Source organism: Fusibacter sp. 3D3, from assembly GCF_001748365.1.
Lineage (GTDB): Bacteria > Bacillota > Clostridia > Peptostreptococcales > Acidaminobacteraceae > Fusibacter_A.
Genome location: NZ_BDHH01000014.1, coordinates 96,796 through 123,780, shown reverse-complemented (window position 1 = coordinate 123,780; position 26,985 = coordinate 96,796). Strand labels below are relative to the sequence as shown.

Here is a 26,985-nt window from a genome sequence, read left to right as displayed (position 1 = left end):
GGATACGACACTTAAAGATTCATAGTAGAAATGATTGCCTCGACTTAAAGAGGATTGTTACTTTTTTCTTGCTTTTTCAAATTCTTCTATTCCTTCGTAGAAATGATTGCCTCGACTTAAAGAGGATTGTTACAAACTCAATTCGAATGTTACCTTATTGTCGTTAGTTTCGTAGAAATGATTGCCTCGACTTAAAGAGGATTGTTACGTTTTACCTTTCTTGTTTTAAATTTTAAAGTTAACAGTAGAAATGATTGCCTCGACTTAAAGAGGATTGTTACTTCCAATCTCGCTTATGTTTTACTTTTTTTGTTTTAGTAGAAATGATTGCCTCGACTTAAAGAGGATTGTTACTCAATAAGATCGCCGCCGAGCTCTCTTTGTGATTGTAGAAATGATTGCCTCGACTTAAAGAGGATTGTTACTTTTTAGGCGTGTTTGACATCCTTCGCACTTGCAATGTAGAAATGATTGCCTCGACATAAAGAGGATTGTTACAAAATAAATACCGCCTTCGTTGTATACTTGACCAAGTAGAAATGATTGCCTCGACTTAAAGAGGATTGTTACTCAAGGGCGCCATAAATAAATCTATCGTGATAATAATTTAAGTTCAAATATGCCCTAAAGACGCCTCTGTTAGATTTTAGTGCTGAAAGAGAAAAATTGAATGTGATATTTTTCTTTATTTTATTGTGAGTTGTTTTTTTAATAAGAATCACCTAAAAGCATGGTTTAGTGCTGGCAGGTGATTTTTTCGTTTAGTTCGCATAGTTTATGAAGCGATTGAAATTGTATAACCTGATATACTGATTAAAACTGACGAGGAGGGATTGGTGTGGGGAATCAGCTATTTGAGCAGAAAGTAAACCAAATGGTTAATGAGTTGAAAAAAGAGAAATGTGAAATTATTCAAACTATTGAGTTTGAATATGGTATGAAAGTTGATTTGATTGATCCACTACTAAAGCAAGAAATGATTTGTTTTTTTGACAGCAATCAAATGATCAAATTGAATTACAACAAAAGTAATCTTTTTTTACAAAGGGTATTGCCAAATTTGCTGGCAGAAAATCAAATTCTACTTACTATAGAAAATAAAAAGTATATTGGGATTGATGAATCTGGAAAAGGAGATTATTTGGGACCATTAGTTATTGCGGGTTTTATAAGTGATGACATCATAGATAAGACGCTTATACGGATAGGTGTCGTTGATTGTAAGACTCTAAGTGACAAAAGGGTTATGGAGATTGCGGAAGAGTTGAAATATAAATTCGAAGGCCATTATACTGTTTTTCCATATGAGCCAAGTCGTTACAATAAGGTCTATTCCATATTTAAAACACAAGGACTAAACATGACCGAAATTTTAAAAAATGGTCAGATTGAAGTGATTCAAAGATTAATGGAAAGAGATTGTGATGTTGATGCTATCGTTGCAGATTCAATTTCATCATTTGATGTAAAAATAGAAAATCAAATTACACTTGGTAGGAAGGTTAAAATTTTACATGAACAGCGAGCAGAGCGAAATCCAGCAGTTGCAGCAGCAGGAATTCTAGCAAGAGCTTTTTTCCTAAATTGGTTAAACGAACAAAGTCAGCTTTTTAATGTTGCTTTCTATAAAGGAGCTGATTCTAAAGTCATTGAATCATGTGTGGAAATAATAAATAGAAATAGTCCGGAAATTCTAAAATCAATTGCCAAGATTCATTTTAAAACAACTCAGAAAGTGATGGCGCGTATTCACAAGGAGAACAGCTATGGCATTGATTGATAAGATAGCTTCAATTTCTAATCTTTTAGAAGCTTGGGAAAAGGTTTCTGGAAAAAAATCATATGCAGGATACGATGGCATAACTGGGAGTGGATTTTCAAAGAATCTTCAGTTCAATTTGGAAACATTGTCTTATGAGCTTACTCATAATCTTTATCAACCTTACTGTCCTAAACCCTCAAGAAAAGACAAAAGGATTTCAATGTTAACAATTAGGGATCGCTTAGTCTGTTATGCAATTCTTAATGAGTTAGAAGGCATTTTATCACCAAATTTATCTAGACACAGTTATGCTTATCAAAAAGAAAAAAGCACATTTTCTGCACTAGATCGGGCTAAAAACTCAATTTTCAATTTGAGTCTAACACATTATTTTAAATCTGATTTCACTCATTTTTTTGACTCTATTGATCATTTTCAATTACTGGCTCAAATCGATTCTCATATCAAATGCTTGTCAACTCAAGAACTTTTAAAAAAGATCATTCAAATAAATGTAGTAGCAGATGGACAATTAATTTCCAAAACACAAGGATTGATATGGGGAAATCCACTTTCGCCGTTGTTAAGTAATCTTTATATGATAAATGTTGATCAGAATTTAGGTGATTACTTTCCACTATATATCCGATACTCAGATGATATTCTAATAGGATTAGGTAAGCCAATTACGCCTTCTGAGCTTAATTTTATCAATGATCAGCTTAAATCCATGAAATTGAGTCTTAATAAAAAGAAAACAGCAATGGGCTCATTTGCTGATGGTGTTCCATATCTAGGGAGCGACTTAAAAACTAGAGTTGAGGATGATCGAAAAAGGCTTGCAAGCCTATATATTAACCCATCGATTGAAGATAAGGATTTGTCTAAATATTTGAATAGTGAAGTAGATTATATTTTAGTTACATTTTATAAACAACATCATGGATTAGAAGCAATCATGGATAGTGATTTTGAGTGGGATGGCATCGATTTGGAAAAGATGAAATCAGTAGCAACTGGGGAAGGGCCTCTAATAAAGAAACTTGGATACATGTCTGATATTTTTGTTTATAGCGGTAGATATGATTTTGCAGAAGAAGTGAATAAATTTATAAAATTAGTTGAAAATATGAAAGGTTTGTCTGAACCCGATATAGAGATTTGCCAGTCAATTCACAAGCTTTTCTTTCAAGAGCAGAAAAACTATTTTTTAGGAACTTATACAAACGGTCAACGTGAATACAAGATTGTAAATAAAGTGATGCATTTTGAAGATTTGAGATTATTAATTTCTAAGCAAGGTAGCGTAGCGATTAGACTTTTGAAAACCACAAACGACTCTAGTATTTTTGTTTTAGATATTGATATTGAAAAGAAAGTTTTACTTGAATTTGATGGCTATGAGAAAGTAATAGAAGGTTTGCTCAGACAGGCACTTACTTATGCACTAAGTATTCAGGCTATATTAAAAAGTTATAATATTTCTGCCTATATTGAATTTAGTGGGTACAAAGGCTATCATGTCTGGATTTTTTTAACGAAAGAAATGTCGCCCACTCTATTTTGGGAGCATATAAGACCGTTATTTTTGAACATCTATAAACCAAAAGGTGTTCAGGTTGAATATTTACCTAAAATGTTATATGAAGATCAGGAATTGATTAAAGTACCTTATTCTTATCATGAAGTGACGAAACTTCAGGCTACATTTATCACTAGTGAAGGTATTTCAGTGACGGATCATCTTTTTATAGATGAAATTTGTAGAAATGATATTGAAACGATTAACGGTGTAGAGTTAAGCTTCGAAAAATCGATAATACCAATAGAAGAATATCTGGTGGAGAATCCTTGTCAACTTTCAGATTTCCCAGATTATATTACAGAATTATTTAACCAGTGTAAGTTGATGAAGAGAATCGTAGATAAGGCTTTTATCCATAATTATTTAAATCATTTTGAACGCAATGCAATCTTATATACCTTTGGACATTGTGGGCAAATCGGAAAAAGATTTGTGCATTTTGTCATAAGCCAGTGTCTTAATTACAATTCAACAATTACAGAAAACTATCTTCAAAAACTACAATCATTTCCAGTAAGTTGCGCAAAATTAAAATTAAGATTTTCAGATCTTTATGGTGAATGTAGTTGTGATTTTTCAAGTTATCCATTATTTTATCCATCTCCTGTGATTTTTGCTTTTAGAAAAAATAATATTGTAGTAACAAAACCAGATTATATTCAACACGATATTCAAGTTCAGCAGACAATAGCCTTATATGAAACCTCACAAATTAGTGAATTGGCTGATCAGCTCGTAGCGTTGACAAAATCAAAAAATAAGATTGAAAAAGAAATTCGAATTTGTGTAGTAAAGCTAGAAGATTTATTTGAAAAAAACAATATAAACGAATATGAAACGGATATTGGCAAATTGATCCGAGTAGAAAATGAATGGCTTTTTAAATTGAAATTGAACTCGTAACTGGAGGCTATTATGGATGTTTTATATGTTACGGATAAAACGTATAAAATTCAAAAATCAGTGGACACTTTAGTAGTGAAACAAGGGGGCAGAAAAATTGCTTCTGTCCCGCTGGTTCATTTAAAAAGTGTAGTTTTATTTGGGTATGTTCAATTGTCAACACAGGTATTGCATTTGCTGATGTCATCAGGCGTGAATATTTTTTATTTTGATAATAAAGGGGAAGTTATAGGGATTGTTTTATCCAATCAAAGCAATAATGTGCTTTTAAGAATTTCGCAGTATAGATTATGGGAAAATCAAGAATTTCGCGTTGAGTTTTCAAAAAAAATTGGAGGAGCAAAAATTAAAAACCAAGTCAGTTTTATAAATAAGCACTTAAATGACAAAGGTATAGATCAACTTAAAATAAAGCAGGCTGAAAAATTCCTCTTGGAACAGTTAAAGTTAATGAAGCGTGGTAATTCTATTCAATCGGTTATGGGATATGAAGGGATTTGCGCAAAAGTATATTTTGAAGTATTTGGGGAATTTCTACAGCGTTTTGAATTTCATAAAAGAGAACGAAGACCTGCAAAAAATATAGTTAATGCTTTGTTAAACTATACCTATGCTTTTCTAAGAAATGAGATGATTTTGCGTTTAGCAGCTTATGGCTTTGATATCGAATTGGGGTTTATTCATGGCGTAAGATATGGAAGAGATTCGCTAGCATTGGATTTGATGGAGGTTTTCAGACCTGTTTTTGCAGATGAATTTGTACTGAAGTTGCTCAAGGGCGGATATCTTACTGAGCAATCATTTGAAATAGTTGATGAAGCATGTGTTCTTACAGCGGAAGGCGTTGGTATCTTTTGTACTCAATATGAACTCTATTTGACTAAGTTGGATTTAGGCACTTCATGGTTTCGACTTTTTGATAGGGAAATAAAGAGATTCAGGGCATCTGTTTTTTCATCAAAACCGTATTCACCGTTTGTATTTAAGGAGAGGGAAAAATGAATTTAAAACAAGATTATATTGTTTGTTATGACATCATAAACGATACTGGTCGAAGAAAAATCGAAAAAATCATTAGCCATTATGGTCATAGAATTCAATATAGTGTCTTTGAATGCAAGATTACAAGTGAGGAGTCAAAGGAAATGTTAATTCGGTTAAAAAAAGAGTTCGAAAAAGATCTATTTGCAATAAACAAAGATACCATTCTAATTTTTACAATGTGCGAAAGTTGTTCTAAAAAAATGAAAACAATAGGAAAAAAAGTTGAAGATTATCAACGGTTTATGGTTTTGTGAGGTGAAATTGGATGATATTCGTGTTTTAAAAGATCAGAGCAAAATGATTTGGAAGGTGAAAATAGTCGTGACAGAGACCCCCATGGAGGTATATATGTTTAAAGCAAAAATGGTTGAGGCAAAATTAAGATATTCAGAAGATGATTTTGAAGGTGCTATTCAATGTTATGAGGAATTGAGAAATGAAGATCAGCAAAGGTTTAATAGATGTTGTAAATACAATTATCTATGGAGCCTTTATAAAAGTAGAATTTATACAAAGTATGCCTTCCTGGATTCAAATATTGATCAGACGATGGAAGCTGTTGATCATATCATCATGTACCTAGATTCGTCTGAAATATTATTTCAGATCACAGTGATGTCAGTCATAAGATACTTGGAAAAGAAAAATGAATATGATTCAAAAGAGCTTAATAATTGGCTAGATAAATTAGAGCCGGATGTTTTAACAAATGAATCGCGTACTTATGTAACGGATGATGGAAAACAAATTACTTATGAGGGGAACAAAGAAAAATGGTATGCTCTAAAAAGCAAGGTTTGTTTAGAGCTTGAACTTTATGATGATTGTATTGAAGTCTCTAATAAAGCGCTTAGTGTGTTAGTTGAATTTACACATAATAATGATGTTTGGTTTAAATGGAGATTGGCAAATTCTTTTTATAAAAAAGGTGATTTGATTACAGGTTTAGAATTGTTCATTGAAGTTACTTCTAAAAAAAAGGACTGGTTTGTTTACGCTGAAATTGCAGATATCTACTCTAAAATGGAGAATGAAGAAGAAGCTCTTAATAATTATATTACGGCACTTTATAAATCTGGAAAAGATGAATACAAGGTGAAATTATTTAACAAAATGGCAAACTTTATTCGTAAAACAGATGAAGCATCGGCAATGCAACTAGAGGATTATTCTGTAAAAATAAGACTAAAAAACAGTTGGCATATGGACGAAAATTTGACAAGATATTATAACCAAAATAAGGAGAGGATAGATAATATTGAAATCAATAAAATAAAAAACAATGTAGATCAGATTGTAGATCGCTATAATATCAAAATGAAAAAGTCTTATGAAGGTATTGTGGTAAAACTGTTTGCAAATGGTAAATCGGGTTTCATAAATTCAGGAGGTGACTCTTTTTATTTTAAACATAATGTAATGAAAAGTAGACATACTATTATGATCGGTGATCACGTTCGGTTTTTTATTGAAAAGAGTTATGACTATAAAAAGAAACAGGACTCTAATATTGCGATAATTCTATAGATAGAATAAAACAGGGTATCGTATATTTTTTTAATAGGGATCTATAATTATTTAATGCCGCATAGTTTTTGACGTTTCAAAAGTTGACACATGATGTAGACTATATTTATAGACAACATAGTTGTGTAATGAAGCGAGTTTAATTGATAAGAAAGAGGTGTATTATTATGGGTGAGTTTCACAATAAACTTCTCAAAGCAGCTGGTTCTGCTTCAATTGGTGGGAGTATTGGTGCTTCCATTGGCGGATCGGTTGTTTCAGCTGTTTCAGCAGTGGGGGGGTCAGTAGTTGGCCCTGTGGGAACTGTCTTTGGTGCGGTTGTAGGTACTGGTGCGGGAGCAGCTATTGGTGGTGCAATTGGCAGTGCTGGTGGCTTTATTGGATCTATATTATCTGATGATTGATCGTGAGGTGGATGGTTTATTATTTTTTATATGAGCTGAACATTATAATGGCAGAATTGTTTTATCGCGATAATGCAAATAGCTCAAGATTCAAGTATTCCGGTTATAGCAATCCAATTTTTGGATTGACTACAGCCGGATTTTTTTGATCGCATTAATAAATGTGTGTATACTCAAACTTTTAGAGAATCAATGAAGGATTGGTATAAGGTGATCTAACTGTTTCAATTATTTTTTTGGAGTAAATACTGGCATTCAATATTTGTGGGGTTATTATTTAGACAGTTATTGGATGTTTGCATATTGGCTGACATAGAACTTTATGTGTAGTATAATAGCATTAGTGGAACCATAAAAGAATATTTATTTCAAGTTGGCTGGAGTTATGTCAACCAAATCTGGAACACCCTAAATTGTACCCATGAAGCCATTGGAAATACTTGTGTAAAAAAGGCTAGGGTAGAAATGATTGCCTCGACTTAAAGAGGATTGTTACTTACACTTGCGTTTTCTTTTTTGATGCGTTTTATCTCGTAGAAATGATTGCCTCGACTTAAAGAGGATTGTTACAATCTCATCAACACCTTTAGCATCTCCGAATTTTAGTAGAAATGATTGCCTCGACTTAAAGAGGATTGTTACAAAACTCTACCTTTACGACAACTGAATATAAATAACGTAGAAATGATTGCCTCGACTTAAAGAGGATTGTTACATGCTAGTTGATTTGTATCATTTAAAATTCTATCGTAGAAATGATTGCCTCGACTTAAAGAGGATTGTTACTTTTGCACATGTTAGTAACACATCTTTTTTGAAATGTAGAAATGATTGCCTCGACTTAAAGAGGATTGTTACTTTCAATTGGGTTACGTTCGTCATTTCTGTTTTTATGTAGAAATGATTGCCTCGACTTAAAGAGGATTGTTACTAATATATTGTTAGCCTTGTAACTATAGTGTTGCCCAGTAGAAATGATTGCCTCGACTTAAAGAGGATTGTTACAGCACTCACATACATCGTGCGTTTCACATTTTGAAGTAGAAATGATTGCCTCGACTTAAAGAGGATTGTTACGATTAAGCTTTGTGGCATTGTTGTCTTTAATAAAGTAGAAATGATTGCCTCGACTTAAAGAGGATTGTTACCCCTCATCGCACGTTCTTATGCTTTTTAAATACTCGTAGAAATGATTGCCTCGACTTAAAGAGGATTGTTACGATTCAGCCTTAGCCCAAGGTACAAGTATATCCAAGTAGAAATGATTGCCTCGACTTAAAGAGGATTGTTACTTTCACTCTCCTTTAAATCTATTCATTTTAATATCGTAGAAATGATTGCCTCGACTTAAAGAGGATTGTTACGAAGCTCAGATTCCCGTAAGAAAGCAGTTATGTGGTAGAAATGATTGCCTTGACTTAAAGAGGATTGTTACATCTTTACGATTGAGTTCAACTCAATAACAGGTACAAAGTAGAAATGATTGCCTCGACTTAAAGAGGATTGTTACAGAACCAGATGTTCAATTCTATCTTTTCTTACTTCGTAGAAATGATTGCCTCGACTTAAAGAGGATTGTTACGCCACTGTGTCCTGAATCTCTTTAACTGTTGTTTCTGTAGAAATGATTGCCTCGACTTAAAGAGGATTGTTACAATAGCAGATCAGAGCCGTTTGATATTCCGTTATTTGTAGAAATGATTGCCTCGACTTAAAGAGGATTGTTACCCAAGTATTAGTGCTCTCTTTATGAAAGCTTTTTTATGTAGAAATGATTGCCTCGACTTAAAGAGGATTGTTACGCTTTCGATTCTTTGAGTATATTTAATGTTACTAATGTAGAAATGATTGCCTCGACTTAAAGAGGATTGTTACTCCATTGTTAATGCAGCTACTTCATTTTCTAGTTTAGTAGAAATGATTGCCTCGACTTAAAGAGGATTGTTACTGCTCCGGTTATTTCATTTTGCATATACTTGTAATAAGGTAGAAATGATTGCCTTAACTCTATGAGAAATGTGAGGAAATTGATGTAAATAGAATATTTTAGAAAGGCAATATTTCTGTGGGTTGTTTTTTACAAAGGATAATTCTAAACTATTATACATATTTAATATCCCCCCTCACCCTACACACACCAGAAGGGCTATCCGCAGCGCAAGCGAGGACTCTAGCCCGAAGGGTGTGTGTAGGGTGAGGGGGGATTTTTTTTTATAAATTGGGGTAGGATTTTAAACAACTCAAATAATTTAAATATTCTTAATATTCTTTTTCTTGTGTCAACTTTATGACAGAATAATCATGTCGAGGTTGCTATAATAGACACTATGAAACCTATAAGTTTGATAGGTTATTGTGGGGAATCTAGAGAAAGAGGTGTTTGGAAATGAAGAAGATGTCATTTTGGATGAGCCTTTTCATGGCGATTGGAAGCATCATTGGGGCGGGGATTTTCGCAAGAACCCCTTTGGTGATTCGACTTGTTGGAAATGGTTTGGTGTGGGGCTTTTTTTTAGCAGCGATTTTTGTTGTGATTAAAACAATTCCGGAAGTTGTTTTAAGTTCAGCATTGCCTGCAAATGGTGCAAGTTATATGCATTTAACACGGCTTTTGCATCCGAGTTTTGGTGCCGTATTTGCATTTAATCAATTGGTTCTTGGCACTATGAATGTGGCGATCATGTCGTTGGTGTTTGCTGAGTATTTTAAAATTTTGGTACCTTCCATACCTGTTCAACTGGTGGCTGTATCTGTGGCGATATTATTTACGATTATTTCCACATTTGGCGTTAAAGTGAGTGGGTGGGTACAAAATGTGTGTGTTGTGATTTTACTCAGTGCATTGGGCATTTATATTTTCGGGGGATTGCCACATGTTCAAATATCTGTGATGGATGTTTTAGCACCTGCTATTCAGGTTACAAGACTTTGGGCGGCAATGGGCCTTTTACATGGAAGTTTAATTGGTGCAAATGTATTGATGTTTGCAGCGGATGAAATCGATAAGCCAGAAAGAACCATACCCATTGTATTTTTAATCAGTACATTGATCTGTTCGGTATTATTTGCATTGGTGGGTTTCGTAGCACTTGGCGGTATTCCGCTTGAGCAGTGGGCAGATAGAGCGGTTAATTTAGCAACTGTTGCAAGTCAATTTTTAAGCCCGACAATGCTGACGTTTTTTATAGTAGCAGGTCCTTTACTTGCAGTTGCAACAAGTTTAAACGCCATGATACTCATGTTTTCAAGATCACATTTTGCAGCTGCAAGAGATGGTTTGTTCCCGATTGGAATCAGTAAAGTCAATCGCTTTGGAGCACCAGCGGTTTCGATTTGGTTTAATTCGATTATTGGTATTGGCGCGATTATAGCGGGATTTAACTTAGATGATGTGGTTTTAATGGTATCTGTGCCGGGACTTTTAATTTCGCCGATTGTTTATTTAGGGGTGTTTTGGTTGCCAAAGAAGTTTCCGAATTCTTATAAGCATTCATTTCTAAAGATTCCACATCGAGTGAATCAAGCCATCGTTATTGTAGCAGCAGCACTTTGTTATCTGCTGGGTGCTTCGGTTATATCGAGAATGCAACCTAAAAACTGGATTGCAATGATTGGGTTCTATGTGATCGCATTAATTTATACGATAATACGTTGGCAATACCTTAAGCGATCTCAAAATATTGATATTTTCCAAACCATGAGAATCCCATATGCGCCGTGGACTGAACGTGAAAAGGCACTATCGGAAACGGTATAATGGGCTTATAATGAATTTAATAGCATTAAAATCAAAGACTTATTGCATGGCAATAGGTTTTTTGATGATTGTAAATGGGTTATAGAATATGTGGAGGTGCAAGGTGAGCAAATTACTAAAAGAGGATAGATCTGGTGAACTCAGATCCTTTTATAAGCAAATTCCGATGTTCTCACATCTTGATGACACTCAACTGAATTATTTGGTTGATAATTCTAAAGAATATGTCTATGAAAAAGGCGATATGATTTGTAAGAAAAATCGTTTCGCACAGGCAATCTATATTGTTAGAAGTGGCACTGTATCTGAATTTGCAATGGATTGGAATGATTTCAACATCATTGTTAAGACGGGGAGTAAAACGGATTGTTTTGGAGACTTGGGCGTTTTACTTGGAGAGAACTACTTTACAACGGTGGTCGCTGAGACGCAATCCAAAATCATAAGGATTCCAGATCGTGTTTTTTCAAAGGTGATCTGGGAGAACCAAAGTGCGATCAAAGAGATATTGGCGATGCTTTTAATAAGATTGCAGAAATCTGCTCAGAAATCCATATCCTATACCATGTTTAATTCGGAAGGGCGTCTCGCTTATATTTTAGCCATTATGCATAATGAAAAGGAACATGCTAAATATATTGAAGTCACTCAAGAAGCACTTTCTCAAAAATGTGGTATAGCGAGGCAGACTGTATCTACAACTTTGAGTTATTGGAAAAAAAGAGGCATTGTTGAGCTTACAAGGGGGAAAATCGCTGTAATAGACATGGATGCTTTAATGGATATTGCGATTAACTGTGCAAAAACATTTTGAAGATCTTACATTGAATGTAGGCTCTTTTTTTATAGTTTGATTAAAAGTTAGGCTATGTCTTATATGTGACAGACATCACCTCTGATAACCTTTAAAATTAAGGTATAGAAATCAAGGAGGTCATATTATGAATAGTGAAGATTTTAAGGCATTAACGGGGCTTGACAAAATTCCAGTATACTGGGATCGTCGATACACTAAAAATTTAGAACAATTGTCAAAACCCATATATACCATGACTTTAGAAGAAAATGTAGAAATCGTCATGAGAGATGGGGTTCGTATTTATGCAGATATTTATAGACCCAAAGAGCTTGACCGTGCACCTGCATTGTTGGCTTGGTCAGCATATGGTAAAACCATGCAGGCTTTAAAGAGAGGCTCTCTCCCAGGGTCGTCAAATTATTTTGATCATAGTCTGGAAGCGGGAGATATCGAGTTTTTTGTTCAGAGAGGGTACTGTTTTGTTATTCCAGATCCTAGAGGCATAGGAATATCTGAGGGGGAATTCCTTGGCATCTATAATCCACAAGAGCAGTTAGACTGCTATGATACAATTGAATGGCTTGGAACGGCGTATGAACATTGTAATTGCAAAGTATCGATGATTGGCTATTCTTACTTTGGCATTATTCAAATGCTCGTTGCGGCACTCCAACCACCACATTTGACTTGTATTATGCCGCTTTCATTTACGGATGATTATTATCAACATGGTTATTATGGCGGTGTGGGCAATACTTACATGAGTATGTATTGGGAACTCTGTCCTTCAAATAACCCATTGCCGTGGTCATCCAAAATGTATTCAGAAGCAGAATTGAAACAACGCATGGTTGATGTACAAAAAGATCCTGATATTGCGATTATTTCTTATTTCAATAAGATATTCAACACATGGCCACCTCGATATCACACTTTTTTATTAGACTATTTGATTCATCCAGAAGATGGTCTGTTTTGGGATCAACGTTCGGCTAAAACCATTTACGATCAAGTTAAAGTGCCCACTTATCTCAAATGTGGATGGGCGCCTACAGGGCGATGGAGTGCACCCGTGTTTAATGCAATGAATTCGAAAGCGTTAACGGCTTTTAAACGCTGTGGTGTTATGGAGTCCTATGGTGGGATGGAATTGCCTTATCGTTTTATGAACGAAGAATGTCTCAGGTGGTATGATCAGCACATGAAAGGTGTTGACACGGGTATTCTTGAAGAGCCACTCTTTAAGTTGAACATCATCGGTAGAGGGTATCGCTATGAAAATGAGTATCCACTTGCGCGTACAAACTGGAAAAAATTATATTTAAGAACTTTTAACCAATTGAGATGGGAAGAAGATCCAGAAGGCAATCTACCACCAGATAGCTTTACACACAGACCGCCAAACATTACAAATGAAGTGGAAACTTTGGTCTATAGGACAGATCGATTCAGTAAACCCACAGAATTTACAGGACCGATTGAACTGCATTTATTTGCTTCAATTGACGCAGAAGATGCTAATATTATCGTAAAGCTTTGGCAGATAACTCAAGGTGGAACACGTATGCCACTTTGTAGAACGGGTTCTTTAAAAGCATCTCACAAACATTTACCTGATGAAAGTCAAATGGGAAGACCTGTTCACGATCATACGCAAAGGGTCGCTATAAAGCCGCATGAAATCAATGAGTATGTCATAGAAATTAATCCTATTGGCATGGCGTTTGATCCGGGGACCAGTCTTGAGCTTGAAATCAAGGCAATGGATAATTTTGAACATCAAGATAAAGCATGGCAGGGCAAATTGGGACATTTAGGCCCAATACCAAGTGCGACGACAATTAACTATAAAATCTATAGAGATCACGATTATCCCTCTTATATTTTATTGCCAATGATTCCGGCTTCTCCAAGTGAGCTGTGGCTCCAATCTTTTAGCGATGAAGGACAGTTTGGCGGTAGTGGAAAAGGCAGTACACACTGATGCCTTGGGGATTTGAAACGAGTTTAACCTGCTTATTAGTGATAATGGCGATTTCTGGTGTTGTCAGTCTGAAATCAAGGCAAGTGCTCTCGTTACAGCTGGTGATGGGTTTGATACTCATCATCGGCTTCACAATGAAGTGGTTGCCAACTGAAATGGTGCCAATGTCCAAGCTTGTTGGCATTGGCGTCATTGCCTTTAATGTCCTTTTAATTCATACGGGGACCATGATCGATCTAAAACTGTTTATCAATCAAAAAACACTGATCACTTTTATAGGACTATCGCTACTCATAAAGGGGATAATCAATTTATGTGTCATGTCCCTTCTTGGGCTCAAATCATTTGCACTCATTGGGATGGGACCACTCATGGGAGGTGGCGCTACTGCAGCGATTGCCTCTAATATGTTGATAAAGGTTAATCCGGAATGGAGCTTATTTCCTTGGCTGGTTTTTATGGTTCAAAGCCTTATAAGTGTGCCTTTTTTTATCTGGTCCTTGAAAAGGGATGTGAGGCAAAAAAAAGATAGTGAATCCCTAAATCAACTCTTAAATCAACCCTTAAATCAGTCCTTAGGTTCAAAGTCTTTTATTCAAGCAGATAGGGGATTGCTAAATTCTGAATACAGGTCAACAGCCTACTATTTGGGCTTGTTGATGATGCTTTCCCTTGCCAATCAATTTGTATTTGGAGGCTTAACCGGTAAACTGGGCATTCACATTGGCGTAACGGCACTACTGGTAGGATTTATAGCTCAAAAAATAGGGGTGATAGAAAAGAACCCCTTATTAAAATCAGATGCCATGGGGCTTTTGATGATCGGACTCATGTCCCTCATGGCGATGACAATCTCGATGACAAATTTATCGGGTCTAATGGCTTTGATGTATCCATTGGTAATACTCAGTGTAACTAGTGTTGGTGGCACTTTCCTAGTTGTAAGATTATTGCACTCAAAATTTAACTATTCATTTGAATACAGTCTTATGGTTCTAACGAGTTGCTATATAGGGATGCCCATCGTCAACCAAATTATGATGAAAACGTTAGATCAGATGGCTCTTAAAGAACTGGATAAAGAACAGTACAAGGGGACGCAGCGCATGTTGTTCATTAGAACGAATCTGTTAGTGTATAGTGTGGGTTCGATCCTAGTTATGAATATTTTGATGTTTTTTCTTTAAGTTTAGCATTGCTCCCCAACTTCATACACACACCCTTCGGGCTAGAGTCCTCGCTGACGCTGCGGATAGCCCGAAGGGTGTGTGTAATAAGGATACGGGGAAAGTTTGCAATTTCCTACCTCTAAGCTGGATGAAAACTAATGATCTTAATAAAAAAATCCGCTTATAGGCAATTTAATAAGCGGTTTTTTGGGTTTTTAGATAATGAATGATGATTATAATATGTAATAGACTGATAATATTTTGGAGCGGGTGAAGGGAATCGAACCCTCGTAGCCAGCTTGGGAAGCTGGAGCTCTGCCATTGAGCTACACCCGCAGAAACTACCTTTTTATTATACTAGAAAAAGGTACACTTGAACAGTCATACATTGATTTTGGGCTAAAAAAAAGCACCGCCTATAAGGTTTTGAGATATAACCTATAGATGGTGCTTTGCTTTTTATAAATTGTAATACATTTTAAATTCTTCAGGATGTGGTAATTGTGCTACTTTCATATGGTCTGCTTTTATCTTTTTAATTTGATTTTTTATTATATTTTCTGTAAATACACCTGATTTGAGCAAGAATTCATGATCGTTTTCAAGTGCCTCAGCGGCTTCTAAAAGGTCAGTCGGGAGGCCTTTGACAAGCGTTTGTTCTGGGTCAAGAGTATAAAGATTGATATCATAAGGGCCATAGCCTTCTGCTGTTGGGTCTATTTTATTTTCAATGCCATCGATTACGGCCATCAGTATCGCAGAGTATGCAAAGTACGGATTACAGGTCGCATCTGGTGATCTGATTTCAAATCTTTTTTCACTAGGCTCTGTTGCATAGCCCGGAATTCTTATGACTGCACTTCTGTTCGAAGTACCAAAGCAAATACTTACAGGTGCTTCAAAACCTGGAATAAGTCTTTTGTATGAATTGGTACTTGGATTGGTAAAAGGCATTATGGCCGGTGCGTGTTTTAGAAGGCCACCAATTGCATATAGTGCCGTTTGGCTAAGTCCTGAGTATCCGTTTACATCATAAAAAAGAGGTTGCCCTTCTTTAAATAAATGGATATGGACATGTAATCCACTGCCACATTCACCGCTAAAGGGTTTTGGCATGAAGGTTACCGTTTTGCCATAATGATGTGCATAGGCTCTTAGGATGGATTTTAATTTTAAGGATCTATCTGCCATATCTACAATATCGCCGTGGCTTACTTCGATTTCAACTTGACCTGGGCCACCGTTTTCGCCGTGATGGTACTTTACAGGGATGCCGTTTTCTTCAAGGCACAGGGTGACAAGGTCTCTGAAATCTGAATTGATATCAAAAGGTTTATCAAGGTGATAGCCGTTGTGGTCGCGAATGGATAGCCCTTTGTTATCTGCTTTACTGGATGAATTCCATACGCCTTGTGTGGAGTCGATCTTAACTTCCATATGATTGACTTCGCTTGTTACGGAGACCTCATCTAAAATATAAAATTCAAATTCAGGTCCAAGAAGGGCAGTATCTGCAATGCCTGAATCGATTAAAAGTTTTTTTGCTTTTTCGACGACATATCTCGGATCATCTTCAAAGCGCACTCTACCCTTGTGTAGAGCATAAATATCACCGATCATCGTCAATGTCGGCACCACTTGAAACGGGGCAACAAAGGCACTTGTTATGTCTGGAATAAATACCATATCCGATTTTTCAACGGTCAAAAATCCATAACTGGAACCGTCGAAACCGATGCCGTTTTTTAATAGGGTCTCATCAAATCGAGATGCAGGAATGGATAAATGATGCCATCTTCCAAACATATCTGTGATTTTAAAATCAAGAATTTTGATTTCGTTTTCTTCAATATAATGTTTGACCTCTGAATAATTTTTGAACATATGTGCCTCCAATTTTTATTGTTTTTTGGCCCCGTTATCGTTTAATGGCTCAGAGATTACTTCATGTGCCTACTCTAAGCGAGACGAAAACGAATGATATATAATACTATAAACGCAAATGCCGTGCCAAAGATTACCTTGCTCTTTTTCAACGTTTGTGTTACTTTAAAAATGAAAACAATGGGAAGAAATAATGTTTAAATGGGAAACTTCCCAATTGTGCGTTTGCCTATTGATATTTGAGCGGGAGGCCCTTTTAATAATGAAAAAGAAAATTGCAGTTTTAGCGATTGATGATCCCATTGGAAATTACTTTTTAGAAGAACTGAGAAATATATTTGAAAATACAATTGATGTGGATTATTTCACTCCAGATATGGTAAACAAACCTTATATTTCAAATGTAGATCTTATCCTTTATACAGATCCGAGCATCTTGATAGAAATTATTGACAATATAAAATGCAATGCGCCTATACTTATGATGAAGAGAACGATTTCTAAGGAGGTCATTGATACGCTAAGAGTGATTGAAAGCGGTAAAAGCGCCTATGTGGCCAATATTAACAGCTTTATGGCAAATGAAACATTGGCCACGCTTTATAGACTGGGCATTAAAAATTTAAAGCTTTATCCTTACTATGACGGCATAGTAGACCCTAAAGAAGTCGATTATATTATTACGCCAAACGAATTTGGCTGTATAAAAAACTTAAAAGGTGAAATCATTAATATTGGAAATCGATTATTTGATGCGTCGACAGTGCTTGATATTATTGCTTACCTTAATATTGAGAGAAAGTTTGCGGAAAGGGTGATTAAAAAGTATGCTTCGAGGGTGCCGACTTATTGGCGAGGCCTTAAAAATACCTTGTATGATAAGAAAATGTTACTGGGTCAGCTTGAGATTCTGCTCAATGAATTTGATAGTGGCATCATCCTTTGTGATGAAAAGGGGCTAATACAACTCTCTAATTCTAAGGCTTCTGAAATTTTTGGAATTGAAAAGGAGTATCTTGAAGAAGAAAGGCTCAGTCAATTGATCGTTAGAAATAAAGAACTGTCTATTCTGGAAAGTTCGGATGAAATCAATGGTGAAATGGTCCAATTTAGAAACAAAAATTTAATTATAAGTGTCAAAAAAGTGATCTATGATGAGGTTTATTTTGGGAGACTCATTATTTTAAAATACTACAATGAATTGCTTAGGGAACAAAATCAGTTACACAAGAAGTTGGTTGGAAAAGGGTACTATTCAAAATATAGTTTTGAAGATATTTTGGGGCAACACAGTAAATTAGTGGAAGCGATTAATGTGAGTAAAAAGATTTCAAATTCAGCTTCTTCAGTGCTTTTGATCGGTGAAAGTGGCACGGGTAAAGAACTTTTCGCTGGGGCGATCCACAATTATTCTGAAAGAAAGAACAAACCTTTTATTGCCATTAATTGTGCGACGCTGCCAAGTAATCTCCTTGAATCTGAACTCTTTGGTTACGAAGAGGGGTCTTTTACTGGAGCTTTAAAGGGCGGTAAAATGGGTGTTTTTGAAAAAGCCAGTGGTGGCACTCTTTTTCTCGATGAAATTGGCGAGATCCCCCTTGAACTACAAGCAAGACTTTTAAGAGCTTTAGAAGAAAAAGAGGTGATGAAGGTCGGTGGAGACTCCATTATAAGTGTCAATGTCAGGATCATTGCAGCATCCAATAGGGACCTTGAAGTCATGGTTAATGAAAGAACCTTTAGAGATGATTTGTATTACAGATTAAATGTGTTTCAGATCAATTTGCCACCACTTAGGGCACATAAAAGTGATATTAATGTGCTTATAGAGAATTTTTTTAAAATATTCAACGATCATAGAACGCTTGATGATCCGTTTATGGCATTTTGTCAAAACTATGATTGGCCTGGAAATGTTAGAGAGCTTAGAAATGTGATTGAGTACATGCTGAAAATTGATGAAGGCATGTTTAAAGTTGAAAATCTGCCAGCCTCTCAGAAAAAAAGAGTGGGTTTAAAGTTTCAGTCCAAGGATGATAAAGAAAAATTTGTAATAGAAATTTTAAAGGATTTATTAAAGAAGGGTCTTGGAACAGGTAGAAGATCCATCCATGAAGCCTATTGTAAAAAATATTATAAAATCTCAGAAACTGAAATTAGGGAGATCCTAAAAAAATTAGCCGATGATGGGGTGATTGAAATATACCCTGGCAGGAAGGGGTGTCAGTTGAAAAAAATATGAGCGTAAAATTTGATTAAGGTGCCAATAATCCACTTTTTCAACTCACAAATTCAAAATTAAAAAGGCAATTATAAAAATGGGTTAATTTTAAACGCGTTTTCACGAAAAAGCACGTCAAAATTTGAAGGATAAGTGCTGCTTTTAGCACACTCTTCACATTTATGGCACCTATTTTGAAAGTAAACCACATTTTTGAGCGCAGTAAACCACGAACCGGAATTCGGTCCACATGATATCGACGTCTTAAAATGGATGGAATTCCCTCAACACCATTTCTTTTCTTAGATAATTCGCGATAATCTTCTGCTGAAATTTTTTCCAGATAAGTTGCTCGCTTTATCATTTTTTCAGAAATCATTACAACAGCTGATTTCTTTTGCATTTTAATACCACAATGCTCTTTAAGTGGACAATTTAGACATGCTGCTTTGTTAAACGACACACGGAACTGCTCGGTACTTTCATAATATCTTGTTTTATATGGGGTTTGACCAATGGGACATTTGAGTACTTCTTTGTTTTCAACATCAATTTCAAATTTTGATTGTACAACATCAGGTGCTTTTCCAAGTAAGGCGGTTGTAATGAGTTCTATATTATTTTCTGTGGCAAGCTCTGTGTTCTCAATACTAGTATAAGCGCCATCAGCTAATAAAGTAGTCGGTTCAGCTTGTGGTCCAAGTTTTTCAATGGTTTCTTTACAAAACTGACTGTCGCTGTGGCTGTTGGTTGCATAATCAAAAGCTGTAATAATGGACCCTTTTTTATCAAATGTCTCAACTACATTTCCAACATAGCCCTTATGACTTTTTCCTGCTTTGGTACGATAAGTTGCATCTGGATCAGATGGATTTTGTAAACTTGAGGGTGTGATCTTTGTTTTATGTTTGGGGATACATGAACCTTTTTCATCTAAAGTGCTCTGTTCTTCAAGCACACGTTTTAAAAGTTGATACGCTTTAAATTCCGAATAAGCCTGTGGTAGAATCGCAATTAAGTGATTCGCATCATCAATAACTTGTTGCAACCGACTTGATTGTTCTTCACTTTTTCTGTGATAAATCATGGTGTTGCGATCTTCAGCATCCAAATAATGCTCAAGAGATTTTATATATTGAATCTCTCCTGTTTGATGAATCAGTTTAACCATGTTGAAAACACAAGTATAAACAATTTCTAGACGAGACATTTTCTTAGCACTTGATGATATCATAAGGCTATCCATACGCTTAAGTGTCGTCTCCATACCTAAATATTTTACGAAATAATCGGCAAGAGAGATCATTTCTTCTTGAAGCAAGTCTATGCCTGTCTCCATTTCATAGTCATATAACCTTTCTCTAAAGCGGCTGAAAGTGCGATCACTAAAGGGTTGTTCTTCAAAACTTGTGGTATGCAGTGCAAACTGAAAGCGCACATCACAAAGGATACTGGCTAATAGATCATCATCTGTCAAACCAAAAAGTTCTTTTAGAATAAGCGATCCAATAACAGCATTTACAGGTGTATTGGGTCGTCCTGAGGGTGTATCACTATATAAAATTGCAAAGCGATCTTCATTAATTGCCGGAAATACAATCTCTGAAAATCCCTTAGCCCATGAATTAAGAACAAACTTCTGTGTACGTGAACTTGATGCTAAAAAATGATCTTCTAAAGTTAACTGTTGTGTTTGATTTGATTTAAATGACATTTCGATCTACCTTTCCAATGTGTGAAGTATCATACGATTATAACCTTATTGCCACTATAAATCCATTTTTGAAAATGACTTAGATTGATTTTATGATAATGACTAAGAAATATTGAAAAAGTCGGTTTTTATATGAGTATCTAATTTTGACACCTTAATCATAAATATTATTATATTAATTCTACTTTCTGCGCAATCTTTTTTATAGATATTTTTCCGTCGCCCTCTCCAAATTCCACATTTACGTTGATATTTGTGTCTGCATTTTTGTGGGAAAGAAGTACAACCGTCTCAACGTAGCTCGAGTTGATGGTATTGATGTCATAGGAACCGTTCGTTCGTGGGAACATATCTACGGCGTTTTTTACTTTTTTTGAGAAACCGTCGTATTGGGAAACATATCAATCGCTTCTATTGAAAATATTTCTACAACCAAATGCATATGTGGTAAATCAATTGGGGCACAAAGAGTTTACTATAAGTGATTATCTTAGTAGTACTTTTCAAGCTGCCGATACGCGCTTAAATATTATAATTCTGTTTGTTGTAAGATAACGGATAAAAGTAATTCGTAATTTGCAAAACATCTCTAGTTTTTTAGAACTTCAGATTTTTCAAACTTAATATGATATGATGAAAACTACAATCCTCGAGATCCATAACCGTCTTAATTATCAAGCAACCTTATCTAGATGTCTGAAAGTATTTCATTCTACACAATATAGCCAAGGTTTTAATTAGATTGACCTGATAAAGTCCTTATGTCTCTGAATTGCTCCGATTTTCAAAAACGAAATTAGCTATATTACTGTTTTTTAGTGATTTCAATTTTCAAAAATGAACATGATTTATTCCTAAAACCGAGTTTATCAGGTCAATCTAATTATTAAACTAATTTCTTGTTTGAAATATAATAAGGTTTCGAGTTGTTCTTTAAAAAATATCTTATTTCATCTGGATTCATGGGAGCTTCAGCCATTTTAAAATCAAATAGTTTTATTGAAGAAATATAATTAAATCCTTGTTGAAAGAGGAACTCTGGCATAATTTGGGCACTGGGTCCATAACACCCTATAACTCTTGCATTTCTTGATTTTTTAATAATGTCCAAGTATGTCTGATTAACAATAGTAGCTCCGGTAATTAAGACAACATCTGCTTTTTCATATGGTTTACTACTTTGTTCTGAGTAAATATTAATACTTTCATTTCCATAATTAATACTATCTTTATTAATCGTAACTCCTGACAATGCCCATTTGGGTCTTAGGTCAGTCACGTTAATCTCTTTACATTTACCCATTATTTTATCAATAATTCCACCATAACCAACGACGGTAACAACATCTTCCTTATTTAAAAAATCAAATTCATTTTCCTCTATAAAAAAACCTTTTTTAGGAATGTTCTCTGAGTCTAATAAGCAGTTTGAAAGTGCATTTAAAGATGCTAACAAAAATGATCTTAACATTACTGAGTCGCTATTGCTGAGTATTAGTTTATTAAAAAAATGTAAGATCGACAGACCAATACATTCTTGAATGATTTTATATAATTCTTCCATGCTTTCTTCATCTAAATGACAAGACATTTCGGGAAAATTATAAGCCATTCCTTTTTTATTATTATCTAGGCAAATATAATTAAAATGGTTTCCAATAAGAAATTTTTCTAAGTTTGGAATAGTTATCTTCTGTTCTACATATCTATCTTTTATAAGATCTAAAGCACCTATTAGATCCGAATAATCTTTGCTCATCGTATACCTCCTTTTTATGAAAATCTATTCTCCAACAACAGCAAAAGAATGGATAAGTTTACCTGGTAAATGATGGGGATATATTTTTACTGATACATCAAAAAAATCTTTCATGTTTTCTTCTGTAATTACTTTCTGGCTGTCACCAAAAATATAATTTTCATTTCCTAAAATCAGTGTTTTATCTGATATATTTAAAGCATTATCGGGATAATGAGTATTAATAATACATGAAATACCACGCTGATCTCTAAATTCTTTTATTTTATTTAATACCATATGTTGATTCGAGAAGTCTAAATGAGATTCTGGCTCATCTAAAATTAAAATTTTAGGGTCATTTACTAAAGCCCTTGCAATATATACTAACTGTAATTGCCCGCCACTAATTTCCGAGCATAGCTTATGCTTTAAATGCGAAATACCAATACTATCTAAGGCTTCCTTAACTTTATCTTTATCAAATTTTGAAGGGAGTCCAAAAAGAGAAACATGACGCGCTCTACCCATCGTAACCATTTCTTCTACTGTAAAAGCAAAAACTGTGTTATGAGCTTGTGGAACATACCCTACTTTGTCAAAATCCATTAAAGAAGTAAATACTTGAGAATCTATTAACGTTTTCCCCTTTTTCCATTTTAATAACCCGATCATACACTTTAATAACGTTGTTTTTCCTACTCCATTTTTGCCTAAAATGGTCATTATTGTTTGTTCTTTAAGTTCAAAATTGATATTCCTTAGAACGAGCTGTTCTGGATGATAAAAAAAAGATCCTTCTATTACTTCTATTCTCATATTATATTCCTTTTGTTTTAGAATACACAATTGCAAAAAAAGGCGCTCCTATCAATGCAGACAAAACACCTATAGGTATTTCAGCAGGAGTAATCACTCTAGCAATAATATCAATCGACATCATAAATAAGGCTCCTAAAATACACGCTAAAGGCATTAAATATTTGTAATCAGATCCGATAATCATTCTGCATAAGTTGGGTATGATCAGTCCAACCCAACCAATAATTCCCGTCATCATGACAGCAGATGCCGTAATCATTGTTGATGCTAAAATAATAATAATTCTAATCTTTTCCGGCTTTACACCTAAAGTTTTGGCTTCTTCATCCCCTAACGTCAATATATTAATATGCCAACGTAGAGAAAATAAAATAAAAATTCCTACTGAAATAGGTAGGACAGCAAAAATTACATTGTCCCATGAAGTATTAGCAAAACTACCCATTAACCAATAGGTAATTGCGGGCAATTGAGAATCTGTGTCAGCAACAAATTTTATTAAAGATATTAAAGAATGAAATACTGAAGATATAATAATTCCGGATAAAATTAAAGACAGTATTGTTGAGTTTTTCTTTATTCGGGATAATAACCAACTGGCACTCACAGCCAAAACACCAAAACCAAAAGATAACAAAGGTGTAATCCCAAAGACATCAGAGGTGTATAAAATTCCTAATGCTGCTCCAAAACCTGCTCCTGCACTAACACCCAGTAAATCAGGACTCACAAGTGGGTTATGAAAACATCCTTGAAAAGCAGCCCCTGCTACCGATAATCCCGCCCCTACCATCATGGTCAAAAAAATTCTTGGTAACCTGATATCCCATACAATCGTGTTTTGTACCGTATCCAGAGCATTCCCAGTCATATTACTGTAGAGTATCTGAACGACTTTAAACGGATTAATCATATATCTTCCCAGAAACATTGAAATGAAGCCAACGAGGATTATCATAGTAATCCCGCTGGCTATTGCTATTATAAATCGATTTTGTTTCATTTTTTATTTGGATATAATATCGAATCCATTAGTTCTTGAGTCAATTCAATATTATAGTTCTCCTTATAGTATCTTTTCATGTTTTTTTGAAACTCATCTTCCGGAAATTGATCTGGGAAATTCTTAGTTAACATCCAATGCAAGGCTAAAGGTGTATCTGGGTTTGGAGATCCCCAATGCATCATCCCCTTTGGAGTATCATAGATTCTCTTACTTTCAAAAGCCTGAACTTTTGACCAGTCTTGGTTTTCTATTTGATTAGAAAGATATTTTCCAGCTGGAATTCCTTTAAAAAGATAAATAATTTCTGGATTCCAAGCATAAATTTGTTCCATGCTCGCATTTGCAACCGGAACACCTAATTCTTCGCTAACATCACTTAACAAAGTCAGTTTGAGCAACTCATGTGCAAAAGCACCTGGTCCTCTGATTGAAATATCTTTACCAGAGTTCACACCAATAATTAAAGCCTTTTGGCCATTTACATTTTCCTGAGTGCCTTTTGCTTCAGTTATCATTTTATTGATAGCATCTAACTCTTTTTCTATAAAACCTTCTTCACTAATTTCAAAAATATCACGAATTAATTTATCTTGTTTTTTTAGCCAAGTTTGCCCATCTAATTTACTATTAAAATCAACTATAGGCACATTAATATTACTTAATGCTTCCTTATGACCTTGTCCATAAACAAAAATAATATCTGGATTTAGTTTTAAAATCTCTTCAATATTTGGTTCTTTTTCCTCTAAAAATGTAGAATTCATGTTTTTCCACTCTGGGAAGATAATATCCAACAATAAAGGATTGGCTTCTTTAAAAGAATTTGGGTGCACTCCAACAAGTTTGCTAGTATCTTTAACGATATTTATGTAACTAGCAAACAAAGGAGGGCCCATCAATAGTACGCGATTTATTTCACTTGCTGGAGGAATAATAACAGTATTGCCTGCTAAATCCTCTATGCTTCTTTCGATATTTGTTTCCACATTACTTTGTTCTTCATTACTGTTGCTTTGACACCCAACCACTAGACTTGCAAAAAGACTGACTACTAAAAGAAACACAACTATTTTTTTCAATTTTCTCTCTCCTTTTATGCTATTTTTTTTAGTTTCTTGCGAAACTCTGCAAGCATTGAAAATGCTTGATTTTATTTATAGAAATAGCATATTACCCTCCATTTTGGGTATAAATAAGGTGTGTTCCTATTGATAACTCATACTCAAAAGAAAGGAAGGTAATAATGCTAATTTCTGCTTCTAATTAGGTTTCCCTGTTTGATCTGGATGCTGAGTTTGATGAACTCACTTCACACAAATCAGATCAACTTTTTTCTCTTTTTAACCAGTTTATTGACACAGATGATGTTACTCCAAAATCTTTCTACAGTGCTTACTACTCTAATGTTGGTAAAAACAGAGATTTTCCACTTGAAGGTATGCTCAAAGCATTTATCTTTTACAACTTGCTCGGTCTACCTACCATTTCCACTCTCATTTTTATCATCAACATTTCAAGTGATTTTAGAAATTTTCCAGGCTTTTCCAGAGCACCTCATCCCTCTCAGTTTTCTAGGTTCAAGACTCTCTTTTATGACCAAATCCTCGAAATGTTTCATCATCTTGTTGATTTTACCTCTGATTTTGCAATAGATGCAGATGATCGCCTCGCCAAAATACTCATTACCGATACAACYGGTTTCGAGTTATACGTTAAGGAAAATAACCCYAAATTCTATCAATCTATTCTTAAAACCGTTAAAACTTACGCTAAATCTCATAAGTACGACAAGACCTTTGATGTAGAAAAATATGCCCAATCAAAGATGCCAAAACAAAGTTCTTCTAACCCTGAAGCTAAACTGACTTATCTTAATGGGCATTTCGGATAYTATCAAAAGGTCATCCTCGCTACCAACGGGTTTGGATTAATTCGAGATATTAATTTTTATAATGCCGACAATACGCTACAGCTTAACCTTACGCCTCAAGAAATCAAAGATGAATATGATGCTAAATCTCTTATTCCTTCACTTGAAACGTTTTTCGATTTACACCCAGATTCTAAATTCAACTACTTTCTTGGGGATTCAGGCTTTGATGCAGTTGATAATTATGCGTATCTTTACAAAAGAGGCATCATACCCATCATCAACCTTAATCCTCGAAATAATTCTACACTGCCTCAACCCCTGTTTAATGAAGACGGTATCCCTACTTGTCCCAATGATCCTGAGTTACCAATGACCTATGCCGGGGTGATTAAAGGAGCCAATAGAGCAGATCGTATTCAGTTTATTTGCCCTAAAAGATCTCTTACAATGTCTGATTCAGTAAAATCCGTTATTCTTGATTGTGATAATCCTTGTACCAATTCACCATATGGAAGAATTAAAAACATCACTGTTCACCATAATTTCAGATTCAATGCTGCTATGCCTCGAAATCGTAATGAATGGATAAATCTTTACAAAATAAGAACGGTTTGTGAAAGAACACTTAAATCCTTTATGCAAATCAATATTTCCAAAGTCAATAAAACCTTAACCCTGAAATCAAACATCTTTTTAGCTGGCATCACACAATTGATTGCTTTCATTATCATTCATAAAAGTAAATTAACCACTGGTCATTTGTCTATAAAAACTATGGTTGCATAGAATAACT

The 26,985-nt window shown here is 34.9% G+C and carries 18 protein-coding genes, 1 tRNA gene and 2 CRISPR repeat arrays (1 of these 21 only partly in view); of the genes, 12 read left to right on the top strand and 7 right to left on the bottom strand.

All coding sequences use genetic code 11. The features are described 5' to 3' along the window. Nucleotides 1-570: direct repeats of the CRISPR family, unit length 37 nt; unit sequence GTAGAAATGATTGCCTCGACTTAAAGAGGATTGTTAC; it reaches 778 nt to the left of the window's first position. Between the two features lie 316 nt (nt 571-886). The 10 genes from F3D3_RS15885 to F3D3_RS15840 all read left to right on the top strand — a co-directional run bounded on the left by F3D3_RS15885 (nt 887) and on the right by F3D3_RS15840 (nt 14,952). After that, nucleotides 887-1,780: a ribonuclease HIII gene (locus tag F3D3_RS15885; protein WP_175438405.1), complete on the top strand. Its 894-nt coding sequence runs from the start codon at nt 887-889 to the stop codon at nt 1,778-1,780. Then, entirely contained in the window at nt 1,767-4,250 is a 2,484-nt protein-coding gene (locus tag F3D3_RS15880; RefSeq protein ID WP_069875436.1) for a reverse transcriptase domain-containing protein, read from the top strand. Before F3D3_RS15885 ends, F3D3_RS15880 begins: the two co-directional genes overlap by 14 nt. 12 nt (nt 4,251-4,262) lie before the next feature. Then, complete coding sequence (gene cas1, locus F3D3_RS15875; protein ID WP_069875435.1) at nt 4,263-5,252, top strand: CRISPR-associated endonuclease Cas1; 990 nt, start codon at nt 4,263-4,265, stop codon at nt 5,250-5,252. Continuing rightward, nucleotides 5,249-5,548, top strand: a complete 300-nt coding sequence (cas2, locus tag F3D3_RS15870; protein WP_069875434.1) for a CRISPR-associated endonuclease Cas2 — start codon at nt 5,249-5,251, stop codon at nt 5,546-5,548. The genes cas1 and cas2 overlap by 4 nt, the downstream gene beginning before the upstream one ends. 94 nt (nt 5,549-5,642) lie before the next feature. Continuing rightward, the gene (locus F3D3_RS15865; protein WP_139132121.1) at nt 5,643-6,821 is read left to right on the top strand and encodes a hypothetical protein; all 1,179 of its coding nucleotides are present in this window, start codon (nt 5,643-5,645) and stop codon (nt 6,819-6,821) included. Between the two features lie 167 nt (nt 6,822-6,988). Further along, entirely contained in the window at nt 6,989-7,225 is a 237-nt protein-coding gene (locus tag F3D3_RS15860) for a hypothetical protein (RefSeq protein ID WP_069875432.1), read from the top strand. A gap of 459 nt (nt 7,226-7,684) precedes the next feature. Further along, nucleotides 7,685-9,248: a CRISPR direct-repeat array (repeat unit 37 nt; unit sequence GTAGAAATGATTGCCTCGACTTAAAGAGGATTGTTAC). 363 nt (nt 9,249-9,611) lie between these two features. After that, nucleotides 9,612-10,982, top strand: coding sequence for an APC family permease (locus tag F3D3_RS15855; RefSeq protein WP_069875431.1), 1,371 nt, complete (start codon nt 9,612-9,614; stop codon nt 10,980-10,982). A 103-nt stretch (nt 10,983-11,085) separates the two neighbouring features. After that, on the top strand, nt 11,086-11,796 hold the full coding sequence (locus tag F3D3_RS15850) for a Crp/Fnr family transcriptional regulator (protein WP_069875430.1): 711 nt from the start codon (nt 11,086-11,088) through the stop codon (nt 11,794-11,796). A 127-nt stretch (nt 11,797-11,923) separates the two neighbouring features. Continuing rightward, entirely contained in the window at nt 11,924-13,765 is a 1,842-nt protein-coding gene (locus tag F3D3_RS15845; protein WP_069875429.1) for a CocE/NonD family hydrolase, read from the top strand. 44 nt (nt 13,766-13,809) lie between these two features. Then, the gene (locus tag F3D3_RS15840; protein WP_207645391.1) at nt 13,810-14,952 is read left to right on the top strand and encodes a hypothetical protein; all 1,143 of its coding nucleotides are present in this window, start codon (nt 13,810-13,812) and stop codon (nt 14,950-14,952) included. 244 nt (nt 14,953-15,196) lie between these two features. Here F3D3_RS15840 and F3D3_RS15835 read toward each other — a convergent pair. Beyond that, nucleotides 15,197-15,270, bottom strand: a tRNA-Gly gene (locus F3D3_RS15835). 123 nt (nt 15,271-15,393) lie between these two features. Then, nucleotides 15,394-16,818: a type I glutamate--ammonia ligase gene (gene glnA, locus F3D3_RS15830; protein ID WP_069875427.1), complete on the bottom strand. Its 1,425-nt coding sequence runs from the start codon at nt 16,816-16,818 to the stop codon at nt 15,394-15,396. A 262-nt stretch (nt 16,819-17,080) separates the two neighbouring features. Here glnA and F3D3_RS15825 point away from each other — a divergent pair, with 262 nt between their 5' ends. After that, nucleotides 17,081-19,060 (top strand): sigma-54-dependent Fis family transcriptional regulator, encoded by a 1,980-nt coding sequence (locus tag F3D3_RS15825; RefSeq protein ID WP_069875426.1) that lies wholly within the window; start codon nt 17,081-17,083, stop codon nt 19,058-19,060. 37 nt (nt 19,061-19,097) lie between these two features. Here F3D3_RS15825 and F3D3_RS15820 read toward each other — a convergent pair whose 3' ends face one another. The 5 genes from F3D3_RS15820 to F3D3_RS15800 all read right to left on the bottom strand — a co-directional run bounded on the left by F3D3_RS15820 (nt 19,098) and on the right by F3D3_RS15800 (nt 25,398). Then, nucleotides 19,098-20,753: a transposase gene (locus tag F3D3_RS15820; protein ID WP_069875425.1), complete on the bottom strand. Its 1,656-nt coding sequence runs from the start codon at nt 20,751-20,753 to the stop codon at nt 19,098-19,100. A gap of 886 nt (nt 20,754-21,639) precedes the next feature. Then, the gene (locus tag F3D3_RS15815) at nt 21,640-22,512 is read right to left on the bottom strand and encodes a Rossmann-like domain-containing protein (protein ID WP_069875424.1); all 873 of its coding nucleotides are present in this window, start codon (nt 22,510-22,512) and stop codon (nt 21,640-21,642) included. A gap of 24 nt (nt 22,513-22,536) precedes the next feature. Beyond that, a complete protein-coding gene (locus F3D3_RS15810) occupies nt 22,537-23,310 on the bottom strand; it encodes an ABC transporter ATP-binding protein (protein ID WP_069875423.1) in 774 nt (257 codons plus the stop codon). Nucleotide 23,311: 1 nt separating this feature from the next. Next, complete coding sequence (locus F3D3_RS15805; protein ID WP_069875422.1) at nt 23,312-24,316, bottom strand: iron ABC transporter permease; 1,005 nt, start codon at nt 24,314-24,316, stop codon at nt 23,312-23,314. Next, entirely contained in the window at nt 24,313-25,398 is a 1,086-nt protein-coding gene (locus F3D3_RS15800) for an ABC transporter substrate-binding protein (RefSeq protein WP_084389099.1), read from the bottom strand. Before F3D3_RS15800 ends, F3D3_RS15805 begins: the two co-directional genes overlap by 4 nt. 194 nt (nt 25,399-25,592) lie before the next feature. On the opposite strand from F3D3_RS15800, the gene F3D3_RS15795 reads away from it, so the two are divergent. Then, on the top strand, nt 25,593-26,978 hold the full coding sequence (locus F3D3_RS15795; RefSeq protein WP_374700082.1) for a transposase: 1,386 nt from the start codon (nt 25,593-25,595) through the stop codon (nt 26,976-26,978). The last annotated feature ends 7 nt before the right edge of the window (nt 26,979-26,985 follow it).